Here is a 14,851-nt window from a genome sequence, read left to right on the forward strand (position 1 = left end):
GGGGTCCGCCAGGCGGCGGTACGGGGGCTGCGGCGGCGGCCGGGCCGGGTTACGAAAGGGAGGCCTGTCCGTGCCCCACCGAGCCCTACCGCCGTTCCGGTTCGCCTCCCGTTCCGGTGCGTTCCGACCCGCGACGAGGTGACCATGCGTCTGCTGCTCGTGCATCCCAGCGCCCTGATGTACTCCGAGATCTTCCTGCGCCTGGAACCGCTGGGCCTCGAACGGGTGGCGGGCGCGGCCCGCGAGGCCGGGCACGAGGTGCGGGTCGTGGACCGCCAGGTGCTCAGCGAGCGGGTGCTGCGCGACGAGGTGCGGGCGTTCCGGCCCGAGGCCCTCGGGTTCTCGCTGAACTACCTGGCGAACATCCCGGAGGCGATCGAGCTGGCGGTGAAGGTGAAGCGGGAGGTGCCGGGCTGCTTCGTCTTCTTCGGCGGGCACAGTGTCTCGTTCGTCGCCGAGGACGTGCTGGAGCAGGCGGCCGGGGCGGTGGACGCGGTGGTCCGGGGCGAGGGCGAACCCGCGATCGCGCCGCTGCTGGAGGCGGTGCGCGACGGCGGGGTGGACGGTGTCCCCGGCATCATCACCGCCGCCGGACGCGGGCCCGCGCCGCTGATGATGCACGGCATCGACTCCCCGCTCCCGGCCCGCGACCTGATGCGCAACCGGCGCCGCTACTTCATCGGCGAGCTGGACCCGTGCGCTTCCATCGAGTTCACGCGCGGCTGCCCCTGGGACTGCTCGTTCTGCTCGGCCTGGACCTTCTACGGCCGCAGCTACCGCAAGGCCTCCCCCGAGGCGGCGGCCGAGGACCTGGCGCGGGTCCGCGAGCCCAACGTGTTCATCGTGGACGACGTGGCCTTCATCCGGCCCGAGCACGGCAACGCCATCGCCGACGAGATCGAGCGGCGCGGCATCCGCAAGCAGTACTACCTGGAGACGCGCAGCGACGTGCTGCTGCGCCACCCCGAGGTCTTCGAGCGGTGGGCGCGGCTCGGCCTGCGGTACATGTTCCTGGGGATGGAGGCCATCGACGCCGAGGGCCTGGACCTGTTCCGCAAGCGGATCAGCCCGGACGACAACTTCCGGGCGCTGGAGGCGGCCCGCCGCATGGGCATCCAGGTCGCCATCAACTTGATCGTGGACCCGGCCTGGGACGAGGAGCGTTTCCGGGTCGTGCGGGAGTTCGCGCTGTCGGTGCCGGAGATCGTGCACTTCACGGTGATGACGCCGTACCCGGGCACGGAGATCTGGCACACGGAGTCCCGCCGCCTGACCACCCGGGACTACCGCCTCTTCGACATCCAGCACGCGGTGGTGCCGACGACGCTGCCGCTGGAGCGGTTCTACGAGGAGCTGGTGCGCACCCAGGCGGTGATCAACCGCAAGCACCTGGGCCTGCGGACGGCGTTCGGCGCGGCCCGCATCCTCGGCCGGAACCTGCTGCACGGGCAGACGAACTTCGCGCGGATGCTGTGGAAGTTCAACCAGGTCTACAACCCGCGCCGGCAGTTCGCGGACCACGGCATGCCGGTCCGGTACGAACTGCCGCTGCCGCGGCCCGTGGACGTCGGCGACCGCCGGCAGCTGTACGTGCACACCCGGCCGGCTCCGCAGGCTTCGCCGCCACGCCGGTCGTAACCGTTGAAGCGTGTACGGAATAGGTCTAGAGTCGTGACCGTTGGACTGGTTGAACATTCAACATCACGGCTCGACCTTTCTGGAGGACGCCATGACCAGCACCCCCGACCTCGCGACCCTGACCGGCGAGTACACGATCGACCCGTCCCACACGACGATCGGCTTCACGGCGCGCCACGCCATGGTCACCAACGTCAAGGGCAAGTTCCTCGACTTCGGCGGCACGCTGCACCTGGACGGCACCGACCCCGCGAAGTCCACCGCGACCCTCGACGTCACGATGGACAGCATCGACACGGGCTCCCCCGACCGCGACGGTCACCTCAAGAGCTCGGACTTCTTCAAGACGGACGAGTTCCCGAAGATGACCTTCCGTTCGACCGGGGCGGAGTCCCTGGGCGGCGACGACTACCGCATCACCGGCGACCTCACGATCCTCGGCACCACGCGGCCGATCAGCATCGACCTGGAGTTCAACGGCGCCGCCAAGGACCCGTTCGGCAACGAGCGCGTCGGCTTCGAGGGCAAGGCGGAGATCAAGCGCTCGGAGTGGGGCCTGACCTGGAACGCGGCCCTGGAGACGGGCGGCGTGCTGGTCTCCGACAAGATCAAGCTGAACTTCGACATCTCGGCGATCAAGCAGGCATGAGTTCCACGTCGGCGGCGGCCCGGACCCGGATGCTCCGGCCGGGCCAGCCGATCGTCCGGTAGATCGTGTTGTACTGCGCGATCGAGGCGTCCGCCGGGACCAGCCGGCCCTCGTCCTCGGCCGTCCGGCGCGACGTGGTGTGCCCGTCGGCCACGACGACCAGGTCGTAGCCCCGGCTCAGCGCCTGTCGTGCCGTGGTGTCCACGCAGACCTCCGTGGCGAACCCGGTGACGATCACCTCGGTGACGCCGAGCGCCTTGAGGACCGCGTCGAGACCGGTGCCGAGGAAGCTGTCCGGGGTCGTCTTGTCGACGACCGGCTCGCCCTCCCGCGGCGCCAACTCCGGAACGACCCGCCAGCCGTCGGTGCCGGGCTCCATGCCCTCGCCGCGCTGCCGGACGGTCACGACCGGTACACCGGCCGCCCTCGCCCGCTCGCTCAGCGCGGCGATCGCGGCCACCGTCTCGGCGGCCCGGTGCGCCATGGCGACGGTGGCGTGCTGCATGTCGATGACGAGGAGCGCTGCGGTGGACGGCATGGGGTCACCGTAGCGGCGCGTCCGGTCCCGGCGCCGCTCCTTTCCCCAGCGTCTCCCGGACGTGGTCGAGCGCCACGGCGAAGGGGTCGGGCAGCACACCCGTGCCGTACGCGACCAGTGCCCCTTCGTGAAGGAGCATCAGGGTGCGCGCGAGACGGTCCCCGCCGGCCGTCCCGGTCTCCCGGGCGAGGCCGGTGAACAGGTCGAGCATCCAGCGCTTCTGCCCCGTGATGACGGAGTAAGCCGGATGCGCCGGGTCATTGATCTCCGCCCGCGCGTTGATCATGCTGCACCCCTTCGACCCGTACTCCGCGGCCCACGCCCGCGAGGCCTCGAAGACGGCCGCGATCCTGGCCGCCGCACCCTCCCCCGCCGCGTCCAGCCGCCCGGCGAGCAGTTCCCGCCAGCGCTCGTCGCGTCCCGCCAGGTACTCCACGACGATCTGCTCCTTGGAGCCGAACCGGTCGTACAGCGTCTTCTTGGTCACCCCGGCCTCGGCGGCGATGAGGTCCACGCCCACGGCGTGGATGCCGCGCTCGTAGAACAGCCGCTCGGCGGCTTCCAGCACGCGTCGCGCACCCGGCGTCATCCGGACCCGGTGCGGCTTCCCCACCTCACCCAACTCTTCACCCATGACCCCGAGTATACCGATCTGTATAGTGGGCACCCGAGACTAGTAAACCGATCTGTCTACTCTGGATGTGGTCGACGTGAACGCCCTGCTCTCGGTCGCCTTCGTACTGTGCTGGAGCTCCGGTTTCATCGGCGCCAAGCTCGGCGCGGGGACCGCGGACGCGAGCACGCTCCTCATGTGGCGCTTCCTGCCGCTCGCCGTGGTCCTCGTCGCCGCCGCGGCCGTCTCCCGGTCGGCGTGGCGGGGGCTGACGCTCCGGGACACCGGCCGGCAGGCCGCCATCGGCGCGCTCTCCCAGAGCGGCTACCTGCTCAGCGTCTACTACGCCATCCAGCTCGGCGTCTCCAGCGGCACCACCGCCCTGATCGACGGCGTCCAGCCGCTGGTCGCCGGTGCGCTCGCCGGGCCCGTGCTGCGGCAGTACGTGACGCGCCGGCAGTGGCTGGGACTGTGGCTGGGCCTGGCCGGTGTCGCCACGGTGACCGTGGCCGACGCCGGGGCGGCGGGCGCGGACGTGGCCTGGTGGGCGTACTTCATACCCTTCCTCGGCATGCTCTCCCTGGTGGCGGCCACCTTCCTGGAGGGCCGCTCCCGCGCGCCGGTCGCTCCCCGGGCGGCGCTCACGATCCACTGCCTGACCAGTGCCGTCCTCTTCTCGGCGCTGGCGGTGGGCGGCGGAGCGGCGGCCCCGCCCGCCGACTCCTCGTTCTGGGTGGCGACCGCCTGGCTGGTGGTGCTGCCCACGTTCGGCGGGTACGGGCTGTACTGGCTGATCATGCGCCGGTCGGGCATCACCGAGGTCAACACGCTCATGTTCCTGATGGCTCCGGTCACGGCCGTGTGGGGCGCCCTGATGTTCGGCGAGCACTTCGGCCCGCAGACCGCGCTCGGCCTGGCCGTGGGCCTCGCGGCCGTCGTGGTCGTACGGCGCGGGCGGAAGACCGCCCCGTCCCTGACCCCGAGCCGCTGACGTGCCCTTCCCCCGGTCAGAAGCCTCCGCCGAAGTCCCCGCCGCCCCCGAAGCCGCCGCCACCGCCGAAGTCTCCGCCGCCGAATCCGCCGCCGAAGTCGCCGGGGTCGAAGTCGGCGCCGGAGACGTCGCCGCCCTCGTGACCGAAGTCGCCGTACCCGGCGCCGTACCCCGCCCCGTAGGCCGGGCCGGCCATCATGCTGCCCAGCATCGTGCCGACCAGCAGGCCGGGCAGGATGCCGCCGCCGAAGTAGCCGCCCGCCCAGGGGCCGTAGGCCGGGCCCGCGTCCCAGTAGGGGCGGCGGCCGTACTCGGTGTCCACCTCGCGGATCGCCGGGTCGCGCCCCTCGGACAGCCGGGTCCGGTCGGCCGCGCAGACCGGGACCTGGCGGGTGGTGCCGCCGGGCGGCGTCCAGGTGACGTCGGCGACCGAGGGACCGTGACGCGGGTCGAAGAAGCAGGGCGGGCGGCGTTCGGGCAGCTGCCTGCCCTCACGGCGGGCGGCGAGTTGAGCCAGCGAGAAGCGGCCGTCCTCCAGGGCCTGCGTGACGCCGCGGACGTCCTCCGGTTTGCGGGCGTCCGCCATGTACGTCTTGGCCTGCTCGTAGGCGTCGAGGGCGCGTTCGTAGTCGGTGCGCATCGCGTCGTCGGCGCCCGGCTCGCCGGGGTGGAAGTCCAGCCGGTCCAGTTCCTCGCCGAACGCGGTGATGTCCTCGTCGACCACGACCCGAAGCCGCTCCAGCGACTCCCGCTGCTCCTCCTCGCGACGGCGCCGGTTGCGCCGCGAGACCGCGTAGAGGCCCGCACCGCCGGCCACCACGACCGCGCCCGCGGCGATCAGGGCGCCCGTCGAGACGTAACCGCCGCCGCCGGAGTCCCAGGACGCCGGGGCGGAGCCGCGGACGCTGCGCAGCGCGTCGTCGACGAAGTCGTTGAGCTGGGCCTTGGCATCGCCCGCGCCCTGCGCGGCCGTGACGAGGTTGTCCACGCCCTGGCGGCTCAGCACGCTGCTGTCCGCGCGCGCGTCGAACCGGTCGCCGAGCCGGACGCCGTACAGGCCGGTGATGCCGGTCTCGGTGCGCAGGTTCTGGAAGAGGTTCTCGGTCGGGTAGCCGGCCGGGAGGACCGCGACGAAGACGGGTTCGTCCGCGTCCTCGATCTTGTCGGCGAGCGCCTCGGCGTCCGACTGCGACAGCAGGTCGGTGGCGGCCGGGTCGACGTACACGGGACTCTCGCGCAGGGCCGCGCCGATCTCCGAGACGTCGGTGGCCGCCTGTGCGCCGGGCGCACCGGCCATCAGCACCGCCAGGGCGGCGACGACCGGCGCGACCAGGAGGCGTATGAGGACTCGAACGCGTGCGTCCTTCATACGTTCGAAAGTACCCGAATCGACGTCAATAAGACATCAGCGCGGAAGGGGAAACCGCCCGCGAAACCGACCCGGTATCCGGTTCACTCCGCCGGCTCGACCCCCGCCCGCAGCAGCCCGTACGTGTACGCGTCCTCCAGGGCCTGCCAGGAGGCGGCGATGACGTTCTCCGCGACGCCGACCGTGGACCACTCCCCCGTCCCGTCGGTCGTGGAGATCAGGACCCTGGTGGTGGACTGGGTGCCGTGCACGCCCTCCAGGATGCGGACCTTGTAGTCGACCAGGTCGAGCTTGGCCAGCTCCGGGTAGATCTTCTCCAGGGCGACGCGCAGGGACCGGTCCAGGGCGTTGACCGGGCCGTTGCCCTCGGCGGTGGCGACGATGCGCTCGCCCTTGGCCCACAGCTTGACCGTGGCCTCGTTGGCGTGGGAGCCGTCGGGGCGGTCCTCGGTGATCGCGCGCCAGGACTCGACGCCGAAGTACTTCAGCGGCCTGCCCTCGGCCTCCGCGCGCAGCAGCAGCTCGAAGCTGGCGTCGGCGGCCTCGTAGGTGTAGCCCGCCAGCTCCCGCTCCTTGACCCGCTCGACGACCCGGCCGACCAGCTCGCGGTCGCCGCCGAGGTCGATGCCGAGCTCCTTGCCCTTGAGCTCGATGGAGGCGCGGCCGGCCATGTCGGAGACCAGCATCCGCATGGTGTTGCCGACCAGCTCCGGGTCGATGTGCTGGTACAGGTCCGGGTCGACCTTGATGGCGGAGGCGTGCAGCCCGGCCTTGTGCGCGAAGGCGGAGACGCCCACGTAGGGCTGGTGGGTGGAGGGCGTGAGGTTGACGACCTCGGCGATGGCATGGGAGATACGGGTCATCTCGCGCAGCCGGCCCTCCGGCAGCACCCGCTTGCCGTACTTCAGCTCCAGCGCGGCCACGACCGGGAACAGGTTGGCGTTGCCGACGCGCTCGCCGTAGCCGTTGGCCGTGCACTGCACGTGGGTCGCGCCCGCGTCGACCGCGGCGAGGGTGTTGGCGACGGCGCAGCCGGTGTCGTCCTGGGCGTGGATGCCGAGCCGGGCGCCGGTGTCGGCGAGCACCGTGGCGACCACGGCCTGGATCTGCGCCGGCAGCATGCCGCCGTTGGTGTCGCACAGGATGACGACGTCGGCACCGGCTTCCGAGGCGGCGCGTACGACCGCCTTGGCGTACTCGGGGTTGGCGCGGTAGCCGTCGAAGAAGTGCTCGCAGTCGACGAAGACCCGGCGGCCCTGGGCCTTGAGGTGGGAGACCGTGTCGGCGACCATGGCGAGGTTCTCGTCGAGCGTGGTGCGCAACGCCAGCTCGACGTGCCGGTCGTGGGACTTGGCGACCAGCGTGATCACCTCGGCGCCGGACTCCAGCAGCGCCCTGACCTGGTGGTCCTCGGCGGCGGTGGCGCCCGCGCGGCGCGTGGAGCCGAAGGCGACCAGCTGGGCGTGCTGGAAGTCGATCTCCTGGCGGGCGCGGGAGAAGAACTCGGTGTCCCGCGGGTTCGCGCCGGGCCAGCCCCCCTCGATGAAGCCCACGCCGAAGTCGTCCAGGTGCCGTGCGATGGCCAGCTTGTCCGCGACCGTGAGGTTGATGCCCTCGCGCTGCGCGCCGTCGCGCAGGGTGGTGTCGAAGACGTGGAACGAATCGTCGAGTTCGCTGGTTGCGGTCATGATCTGAAGGCTCCTGTATGGGATCTCGGTCTACCGGAATGACCGGTTCCACCGTCCGTCTATGATCCCTCGCGCTCTCTTCCCGGCTGGGGGTGGGCCAGGAAAACGAAAAACCTCTCGCGGGTGCGAGAGGTCTGCGCGCGGGTCGAGGACGACGGTGTCCACCCGTACCTGGTCGTACGTGGTGGTCACTGCGGACCGGCGCGCCTGCTGCCAATAATCATGGCGAACGAGAGCACGGTGGCAGTCTGGCACAGTCCGTCCCCCTGCTCACCGTCCGTCTCAGGATGCGAGCAACGTCCGTCCGGAACCGAAGGCTCAGGCTTCGGCGTAGAGCCCGTCGGCCAGGAACTCCCGCACGTGGCCGAGCACCTGCGTCCGGTCCGTGCCGCGCAGCCCGATCGCCACGTGGATGGCGAAGCCGTCGAGGAGGGCGCGCAGCCGGGAGGCGAAGCGGTCGGGGTCGACGGGCCGGAACTCGCCGCGCGAGACGCCCTCGGCGAGCAGCGCGACCAGGTCGCGGTGCCAGGCGCCCTCGATGGCGGCCTGCCGGTCGCGGGCGTCGGATTCGACGGCGGCGCTCTGCGAGCGGTTCCAGACCTCCAGCCACAGCGTCCAGTGCGGGTCGCGGTGGCCCTCGGGGACGTACAGGTCGACGTAGGCGTCGAGGCGTTCGCGGGCGGTGCCGGCGCGGGTGAGCAGGCGCCCGCGTTCCGCGCCGAGGCGGCCCTCGCTCCACTCCAGGGTGCGCAGCAGCAGTTCGTCCTTGGAGTGGAAGTAGTAGAGGAGGTGGCCGCTGCTCATGCCGACGTCGCGGCCGAGCGCCGCCATGGTCAGCTTCTCCAGGCCGCGCTCGGCGATCATCTCCATGGCGGCGGCGAGCACGTCCTCGCGCGGCGGGGCCGGTCTGCGCCCACCACCGGCCATGTCCGCGCTCCTAGATCCTCGGCTGCTGCTGTGTGATGCAGTGGATGCCTCCACCGCCCGCGAAGATCGTACGCGCGTCCACGAGCGTCACCGTGCGCTCGGGGAACAGGCGGCGGAAGATGCCCGCCGCGAGTTCGTCGTTCGGGTCGTCGAAGGCGCACAGGACGACGCCCCCGTTGCACAGGTAGTGGTTGATGTACGAGTAGTCGACCCAGTCGCCCTCCTCGTCCTTCAGGACGGTCGGGGCGGGAACCTCGACGACCTCCAGGCGGCGGCCCCTGGCGTCGGTCTGGCCGCGGAGGATCTCCAGGTACATCTGTGAACGGGCGTGGTCGGGGTGGCCGGGGTCGCGCTGGCTGTGCACGACGACGGTGCCCGGCCGGGCGAAGGCCGCGACGATGTCGACGTGGCCCTGCGTGCCGTACATGCCGTAGTCGCCGGTCAGGCCGTGCGGGAGCCAGATCGCCTTGGTGGTGCCGAGCTTGGCGTGGATCTCCGTCTCGACCTCCTCGCGGCTCCAGCCGGGGTTGCGGCCGGAGCCGAGCTGGACGGTGTCGGTCAGCAGGACCGTGCCCTCGCCGTCGACGTGGATCGCGCCGCCCTCGTTGACGAGCGTGCTGCCCAGCACGGGGGCACCGGTGAGGTCGGCGACATGGCGGGCGATCTTGGAGTCGTGCTCCCAGCGGGCCCAGTCCTGGGCGCCCCAGCCGTTGAACACCCAGTCCACGGCGGCCAGCCCGCCCTGCCCGTCCGTCACGAAGGTCGGGCCGATGTCCCGCATCCAGGCGTCGTCCAGCTCGCGCTCCACCAGGTCGACCTCCGGACCGAGAAGTTCGCGCGCCCCGTCGCCCTGGCCGGGCCCGTGCACCACCGTCACCGGCTCGAAACGGCGCACCGCGCGGGCGACGGCGGCCCAGGCCGCACGGGCCTCGGCCAGCTCCTCGTCGTTCGTGAACGTCGGGTTGGGGCCGGGCCAGGCCATCCAGGTGCGTTCGTGCGGGGCCCACTCGGGGGGCATACGGAAGGTCATGGAGTTGTCCCAGGAGGTCGGAGGAACGTACGTCAGAGGAAGTAGAGGCGGTTGAGCGAGACGGAATCGGCCGGGTCGGAGCGCAGCGGGTCCCCGTCGAGGGTGACGAGTCCGGTGCGCTGGTCGACGTCGACCGCGCCGGTACGGGAGTTCAGGCGCAGGTCGGCCGGGCCGATGCCGCGCGTGCCGCGCACCGCGACCCGGCGCCGTCGGGTCGGCATGGTGTCGTTGCCCTGGTCGAGGGCAGCCTGCGCGACGAAGGCCACCGATATCTCGGCCGGGGTGGCGCCGTGCGCGCCGAACTGCGGGCCCAGGACGAGCGGTTCGCAGGTGTCGGTGGCCGCGTTCGGGTCGCCGACCACGCCGTACGCCGGGAAGCCCGACTTGAGGACGAGCTGCGGCTTGGCACCGAAGTGGTCCGGGCGCCAGAGCACGATGTCGGCCAGCTTGCCCACCTCGATCGAGCCGACCTCGTGGGACAGGCCGTGGGCGATGGCGGGGTTGACGGTCAGCTTGGCCATGTACCGCAGGACGCGCTCGTTGTCGTCGTCCCCGTCGGCGCCGAACTGGGCCTTCATCTTGCCGGCCATGGCGAAGGTGCGGCGGACGGTCTCGCCGGCGCGCCCCATGCCCTGCGCGTCCGACGACGTGATGCCGATGGCGCCCAGGTCGTGCAGCACGTCCTCGGCGCCCATGGTCCCGGCGCGGATGCGGTCGCGGGCCATGGCGGCGTCGCCGGGCAGGTCGGTCTTGAGGTCGTGGACGGAGACGATCATGCCGTAGTGCTCGGCGACCGCGTCCCGGCCGAAGGGCAGGGTGGGGTTGGTGGAGGAGCCGATGACGTTGGGCACGCCGGCCATCTTCAGCACGTTCGGGACGTGTCCGCCGCCGCAGCCCTCGATGTGGAAGGCGTGGATGGTGCGGCCCTCCAGGACGCGGAGGGTGTCCTCGACGGAGAGGCATTCGTTCAGTCCGTCGCTGTGCAGGGCGACCTGGACGTCGTGCTCCTCGGCGACGCGCAGGGCGGTGTCGAGGGCGCGGGTGTGGGCGCCCATGTCCTCGTGCACCTTGAAGCCGCTCGCGCCGCCCTCGGCCAGCGCCTCGATCAGCGGCGCGTCGTGCGAGGCGGAACCCCGGCCGAGGAAACCGATGTTGACCGGCCAGGCGTCGAAGGCGCCGAACGCGTGCTTCAGCGCCCAGGGCGAGTTGACGCCGACGCCCCACACCGGGCCGAACTCCTGCCCGATGATCGTCGTCACGCCGGACGCGAGCGAGGCCTCCATGATGCGCGGGGAGAGCAGGTGGACGTGGGTGTCGACGGCTCCGGCGGTGGCGATGAGCCCTTCGCCGGACACGATGGTGGTGCCGGTGCCGACCACGACGTCGACCCCGTCGAGGGTGTCGGGGTTGCCGGCCCGCCCGATGCCGCTGATCCGCCCCTCGCGGATGCCGATCGACACCTTCCGGATGCCCTGGACGGCGTCGATCACGACGACGTTGCTGATCACGACGTCGCAGGTCTCGCGGACGGCGGCGGCCTTGAGGTGCAGTCCGTCGCGGGCGGTCTTGCCGAAGCCGGCGAGGAACTCGTCGCCGGGCAGCTGGCTGTCGGACTCGACGCGGATCACCAGCCCCGAGTCGCCGAGCCGGACGCGGTCGCCGGCGCGGGGGCCGTGGGTGGCGGCGTAGGCGTGGGGGTCGACGTGGATCGACTCGCTGACCTCGCGTCCCTTCGAGCGGCTCATCGCCCGCCTCCTTCCGGTGTGGTGATCCCCAGGTATCCGCAGGCCGCGGCCCGCCGCAGCGCCTCCTCCTTCGCGCCCGGCGCGTCCAGCGGCCCGTCCACCAGGCCGGCGAAGCCGACGGCGATCCGCCGCCCGCCGATGGGCACGAGCCCGACCTCGGCGCTCTGACCGGGCCCGAAGCGGACCGAGGACCCGGCGGGGACGGCGAGGCGCATGCCGTAGGCCCGTTCGCGGTCGAAGTCGAGACGCGGGTTGGCCTCGAAGAAGTGGAAGTGGGAGGTCACGGAGACGGGCACGGTCGCCGTGTTGGTGACCGGCAGGCGCACCGCCGCCTCGGGCTCGGCGTGGTCGGGCCCGGGCAGCAGGGCGCCCGGCGCCTCCTGACCCAGCCCGCCCCCGACGGGGTCGGAGACGACGGCGAGCCGGGACCCGTCGTCGAAGACGGCCTCCACGTGCACCTCGGTGACCACGTCGGCGACGCCGGGCAGCACGTCGTCCGGGCCGAGCACGGAGCGGGCGCGCTCGATCGCCTCGGCGAGCCGGGCGCCGTCCCGGGCGGCCTCGCACACGGTGTCCGCTATCAGCGCGGTCGCCTCCGGCACGTTGAGCCGGAGCCCGCGGGCGCGGCGGGCCCGGGCCAGCTCGGCCGCCCCGAAGAGCAGCAGCCGGTCACGTTCCGTGGGAGTGAGTCTCACGACGTGGCACCTCCTTGCCGTCCACACATTAGAGCATCACTCTAAACATCGATTCCCGCCGACGAAACCATTGACGGACGGCCGGGGCGGACGTCACATTGAGCGTCGCTCTAAACCGTGGACGGCCGTCGAAGGAGACCAGCCATGCCGATAGAACAGCGCGGAGTCGACACCATCCCCGAGGAGGAACGCACCAGCGGGCCGCGGGACCTCGTCTCGATCCTGCTGGGCTCCAACCTCTGTCTCGGCGTGATCGTCTTCGGCTGGCTGCCGCCGTCCTTCGGCCTGGGCTGGTGGGCGTCGGTCAGCTCGGTGGTGGCGGGCACGGTCGTCGGCACCCTGTTCACCGCGCCGCTGGCCCTGGTCTCCCTGCGCACCGGCACCAACCTGTCCACGTCGTCCGGCGCCCAGTTCGGCGTGCGCGGACGGCTGGTCGGCTCGGTGGTCGGGCTGCTCCTGGCCCTCGGCTACACCGCGCTGACCGTGTGGATCGGCGGCGACGTGATGATGGGCGTGCTCGGCCGGCTCTTCGGCCTGCCGCAGGGCGGTGGCGCGTACGCCGTCGTCTACGGGCTGCTCGCCGCGGCGACCGTCGCCGGCGCGGTCTACGGCTACCGGGTGCTGCTCGCCATGTCCAAAGTGCTGGCTTACGGCATGACCGCCCTGCTGGTCCTCGGCGTGATCGCCTACGCCCCCGACTTCACCACCGCCGCGCTGCCGGAGGCGGGCGGGTACCTGCTGGGCGGGTTCTGGCCGACGTGGCTGCTGGCCGCCGTGGCCGCGGGACTGTCCGGGCCGATCGCCTTCATCACGCTGCTCGGCGACTACACCCGCTACATCTCCCCGGCCCGCTTCTCCTCCCGCCGGGTGCTGCACGCCACCTGGCTCGGACTGATGCTGGGCCTGCTGGTGCCGCAGCTCTTCGGCACCTTCACCTCGTACGCCGCCCGTGCCGCCCTGGACTACGCGGGCCCGCTGGTCGACGCGGCCCCCACCTGGTACCTGGTGCCGCTGCTGCTCGCCGCCTCCGCCGGCTCGGTCGGCAACGCGGGGCTGATGCTGTACTCCATGGGCCTGGACCTGGACGCCATCCTGCCGCGCGCCTCCCGGGCCCGGGCCACCTGCGCCGTCGCGGTCGTCGCCACGGCCTGCGTCTTCGTCGGCCACTACGCCTGGGACGCGCAGTCGGCGATGACGTCCTTCGTGCTGCTGCTGACGGCGATCGGCACCCCGTGGGCGGTCATCACCATGATCGGCTTCATACGCTGCGGCGGGGAGTACGACGCCGACGCGCTCCAGGTCTTCAACCGCCGGGCGCGAGGCGGGGCCTACTGGTACCGCGCCGGCTGGAACGTCCCGGCCACGGCGGCCTGGGCGGCGGGCGCGGTGGTCGGCGTGCTGGCGGTGTCCCTGCCGTCGTACGAGGGTCCGCTGCTGGCGTTCACCGGCGGGGTGGACTGCAGCTTCCTGCTGTCGGGGCTGGTGGGCGGGGTGGTGTACGTGCTCCTGCCGCAGCCCCGGGCTCGCACTCGGCAGAGCCCGGGGGTGGCCGACTCAGCCCGTCCGGCGTTCGAGGACGAGGCCGTTTAGGCCGAAGCGGGGGTCTGGGGGCGGCAGCCCCCAGCGAGGCCCGCCCCTACGGCGGGGCCTCAGACCAGCCGGTGCATCCACCCGTGCTGGTCCTCGGCGGTACCCCGCTGGATGTCCAGCAGCGCGTCACGCAGCCGCTGCGTCACCGCACCGGTCTCGCCCCCGCTCTGCTGCCACTGCGCGCCGGCGCGCTTCACCGTGCCGACCGGCGTGATCACGGCCGCCGTACCGCAGGCGAAGACCTCGGTGAGGGTGCCGTTCTCCGAGTCGCGCTGCCACTGGTCGACGGAGACGCGGCCCTCCTCGGCCTCGTACCCGAGGTCGCGGGCGACGGTGAGGAGGGAGTCGCGGGTGACGCCCTCCAGGATGGAGCCGGTGAGCGTGGGCGTGACGATCTTGTCGCCGTACACGAAGTACAGGTTCATGCCGCCGAGTTCCTCGACCCACTTGTGCTCGACCGCGTCGAGGTAGCAGACCTGGTCGCAGCCCTTGGTGGCGGCCTCGGCCTGCGCGAGCAGCGACGCGGCGTAGTTGCCGCCGGTCTTGGCGTCGCCCATGCCGCCGGGGACGGCGCGGACGCGGTCCTCGGAGACCCAGATGGAGACCGGCTTGACGCCGCCCGGGAAGTAGGCGCCCGCCGGGGAGGCGATGACGAGGAAGAGGTACTCGTTGGCCGGCTTCACGCCCAGGCCGACCTCGGTCGCGATCATGAAGGGACGCAGGTAGAGGGACTCCTCGCCGCCGTGCGCGGGGACCCACTTCTCGTCCTGCCGCACCAGCGCGTCACAGGCCTCGATGAAGGTGTCGACCGGAAGCTCGGGCATGCCCAGGCGGCGCGACGAGGCCTGGAAGCGGGCGCCGTTCTTCTCCGGGCGGAAGGTGGCGACGGAGCCGTCGGGCCGGCGGTAGGCCTTCAGTCCCTCGAAGATCTCCTGCGCGTAGTGCAGGACCATGGTGGCCGGGTCGAGGGAGAGCGGGGCGTACGGCACGAGCTGACCGTCGTGCCAGCCTCGGCCCTCGGTCCACTTGATCGTCACCATGTGATCGGTGAAGTGGCGGCCGAACCCGGGGTTGGCCAGGATCGCCTGGCGCTCTGCGTCGGAGAGCGGGTTGGCGGAGGGCTTGAGCTCGATCGTGGGCGTCGTCATGGGTTGATGTCCTTCACCGGTTTGATTGTGACGGGCCGCTGTCACGCCCGTACGGCCGGTGGCCGGTGCTAGGACGTCCGAGCATTCCCTCATGTCGCGGCTTCGCGTTCGATTATCGCGCGCGGCCCACGGCGCATGAAACGGGGTGAATGCGGCCCAGGGTTCGATGGTCGCACCTGGCGGACGCAGGAGAAAGCCGCCGGGTGCCTTGTTTTACGGACCCGGCGGCT

Annotated in this window: 13 protein-coding genes; 4 read left to right on the plus strand and 9 right to left on the minus strand. The window is 71.8% G+C overall.

All coding sequences use genetic code 11. From position 1 onward, the window contains the following. Positions 1-144: 144 nt before the first annotated feature. Together hpnR and AMK11_RS32110 are read left to right on the plus strand one after the other, a co-directional pair. A complete protein-coding gene (gene hpnR, locus AMK11_RS32105; protein ID WP_073731628.1) occupies positions 145-1,638 on the plus strand; it encodes a hopanoid C-3 methylase HpnR in 1,494 nt (497 codons plus the stop codon). Positions 1,639-1,729: 91 nt separating this feature from the next. Beyond that, positions 1,730-2,287: a YceI family protein gene (locus tag AMK11_RS32110; RefSeq protein ID WP_073731629.1), complete on the plus strand. Its 558-nt coding sequence runs from the start codon at positions 1,730-1,732 to the stop codon at positions 2,285-2,287. Here AMK11_RS32110 and AMK11_RS32115 read toward each other — a convergent pair. Together AMK11_RS32115 and AMK11_RS32120 are read right to left on the minus strand one after the other, a co-directional pair. Then, complete coding sequence (locus AMK11_RS32115; protein WP_073731630.1) at positions 2,274-2,825, minus strand: isochorismatase family protein; 552 nt, start codon at positions 2,823-2,825, stop codon at positions 2,274-2,276. The genes AMK11_RS32110 and AMK11_RS32115 overlap by 14 nt on opposite strands. Before the next feature lie 4 nt (positions 2,826-2,829). Continuing rightward, the gene (locus tag AMK11_RS32120) at positions 2,830-3,459 is read right to left on the minus strand and encodes a TetR/AcrR family transcriptional regulator (RefSeq protein ID WP_073731631.1); all 630 of its coding nucleotides are present in this window, start codon (positions 3,457-3,459) and stop codon (positions 2,830-2,832) included. Positions 3,460-3,535: 76 nt separating this feature from the next. Between AMK11_RS32120 and AMK11_RS32125 the strand changes: the two genes are divergently transcribed. Continuing rightward, positions 3,536-4,429: a DMT family transporter gene (locus tag AMK11_RS32125; RefSeq protein WP_073731696.1), complete on the plus strand. Its 894-nt coding sequence runs from the start codon at positions 3,536-3,538 to the stop codon at positions 4,427-4,429. A 16-nt stretch (positions 4,430-4,445) separates the two neighbouring features. On the opposite strand, the gene AMK11_RS32130 is transcribed toward AMK11_RS32125, so the two are convergent. The 6 genes from AMK11_RS32130 to ureA all read right to left on the minus strand — a co-directional run bounded on the left by AMK11_RS32130 (position 4,446) and on the right by ureA (position 11,883). Then, positions 4,446-5,798 (minus strand): hypothetical protein, encoded by a 1,353-nt coding sequence (locus tag AMK11_RS32130; protein ID WP_073731632.1) that lies wholly within the window; start codon positions 5,796-5,798, stop codon positions 4,446-4,448. Between the two features lie 83 nt (positions 5,799-5,881). Then, the gene (gene cimA / locus AMK11_RS32135; protein WP_073731633.1) at positions 5,882-7,486 is read right to left on the minus strand and encodes a citramalate synthase; all 1,605 of its coding nucleotides are present in this window, start codon (positions 7,484-7,486) and stop codon (positions 5,882-5,884) included. A 318-nt stretch (positions 7,487-7,804) separates the two neighbouring features. Beyond that, positions 7,805-8,413 carry a TetR/AcrR family transcriptional regulator gene (locus AMK11_RS32140; protein WP_073731634.1) on the minus strand — a complete coding sequence of 203 codons (609 nt, stop codon included), beginning with the start codon at positions 8,411-8,413 and terminating at the stop codon, positions 7,805-7,807. A 10-nt stretch (positions 8,414-8,423) separates the two neighbouring features. After that, a complete protein-coding gene (locus tag AMK11_RS32145) occupies positions 8,424-9,443 on the minus strand; it encodes an agmatine deiminase family protein (RefSeq protein ID WP_073731635.1) in 1,020 nt (339 codons plus the stop codon). Between the two features lie 32 nt (positions 9,444-9,475). Next, positions 9,476-11,188, minus strand: a complete 1,713-nt coding sequence (locus tag AMK11_RS32150; RefSeq protein ID WP_073731636.1) for an urease subunit alpha — start codon at positions 11,186-11,188, stop codon at positions 9,476-9,478. After that, positions 11,185-11,883 carry an urease subunit gamma gene (gene ureA, locus AMK11_RS32155; protein WP_073731637.1) on the minus strand — a complete coding sequence of 233 codons (699 nt, stop codon included), beginning with the start codon at positions 11,881-11,883 and terminating at the stop codon, positions 11,185-11,187. The genes AMK11_RS32150 and ureA overlap by 4 nt, the downstream gene beginning before the upstream one ends. A gap of 144 nt (positions 11,884-12,027) precedes the next feature. On the opposite strand from ureA, the gene AMK11_RS32160 reads away from it, so the two are divergent. Further along, entirely contained in the window at positions 12,028-13,473 is a 1,446-nt protein-coding gene (locus tag AMK11_RS32160; RefSeq protein ID WP_107429765.1) for a cytosine permease, read from the plus strand. A 59-nt stretch (positions 13,474-13,532) separates the two neighbouring features. Here AMK11_RS32160 and AMK11_RS32165 read toward each other — a convergent pair whose 3' ends face one another. Then, the gene (locus AMK11_RS32165) at positions 13,533-14,621 is read right to left on the minus strand and encodes a branched-chain amino acid aminotransferase (protein ID WP_073731638.1); all 1,089 of its coding nucleotides are present in this window, start codon (positions 14,619-14,621) and stop codon (positions 13,533-13,535) included. Positions 14,622-14,851: the final 230 nt, after the last annotated feature.

This window comes from Streptomyces sp. CB02414, assembly GCF_001905385.1.
GTDB lineage: Bacteria > Actinomycetota > Actinomycetes > Streptomycetales > Streptomycetaceae > Streptomyces.

What these genes read in the sequence shown, in the direction of transcription:
- AMK11_RS32130 (WP_073731632.1), bottom strand. Translation starts at nt 5,798, where the DNA reads ATGAAGGACGCACGCGTTCGAGTCCTCATACGCCTCCTGGTCGCGCCG.
- AMK11_RS32150 (WP_073731636.1), bottom strand. Translation starts at nt 11,188, where the DNA reads ATGAGCCGCTCGAAGGGACGCGAGGTCAGCGAGTCGATCCACGTCGAC.
- AMK11_RS32145 (WP_073731635.1), bottom strand. Translation starts at nt 9,443, where the DNA reads ATGACCTTCCGTATGCCCCCCGAGTGGGCCCCGCACGAACGCACCTGG.
- AMK11_RS32140 (WP_073731634.1), bottom strand. Translation starts at nt 8,413, where the DNA reads ATGGCCGGTGGTGGGCGCAGACCGGCCCCGCCGCGCGAGGACGTGCTC.
- AMK11_RS32115 (WP_073731630.1), bottom strand. Translation starts at nt 2,825, where the DNA reads ATGCCGTCCACCGCAGCGCTCCTCGTCATCGACATGCAGCACGCCACC.
- hpnR (WP_073731628.1), top strand. Translation starts at nt 145, where the DNA reads ATGCGTCTGCTGCTCGTGCATCCCAGCGCCCTGATGTACTCCGAGATC.
- AMK11_RS32165 (WP_073731638.1), bottom strand. Translation starts at nt 14,621, where the DNA reads ATGACGACGCCCACGATCGAGCTCAAGCCCTCCGCCAACCCGCTCTCC.
- cimA (WP_073731633.1), bottom strand. Translation starts at nt 7,486, where the DNA reads ATGACCGCAACCAGCGAACTCGACGATTCGTTCCACGTCTTCGACACC.
- AMK11_RS32110 (WP_073731629.1), top strand. Translation starts at nt 1,730, where the DNA reads ATGACCAGCACCCCCGACCTCGCGACCCTGACCGGCGAGTACACGATC.
- AMK11_RS32160 (WP_107429765.1), top strand. Translation starts at nt 12,028, where the DNA reads ATGCCGATAGAACAGCGCGGAGTCGACACCATCCCCGAGGAGGAACGC.
- AMK11_RS32120 (WP_073731631.1), bottom strand. Translation starts at nt 3,459, where the DNA reads ATGGGTGAAGAGTTGGGTGAGGTGGGGAAGCCGCACCGGGTCCGGATG.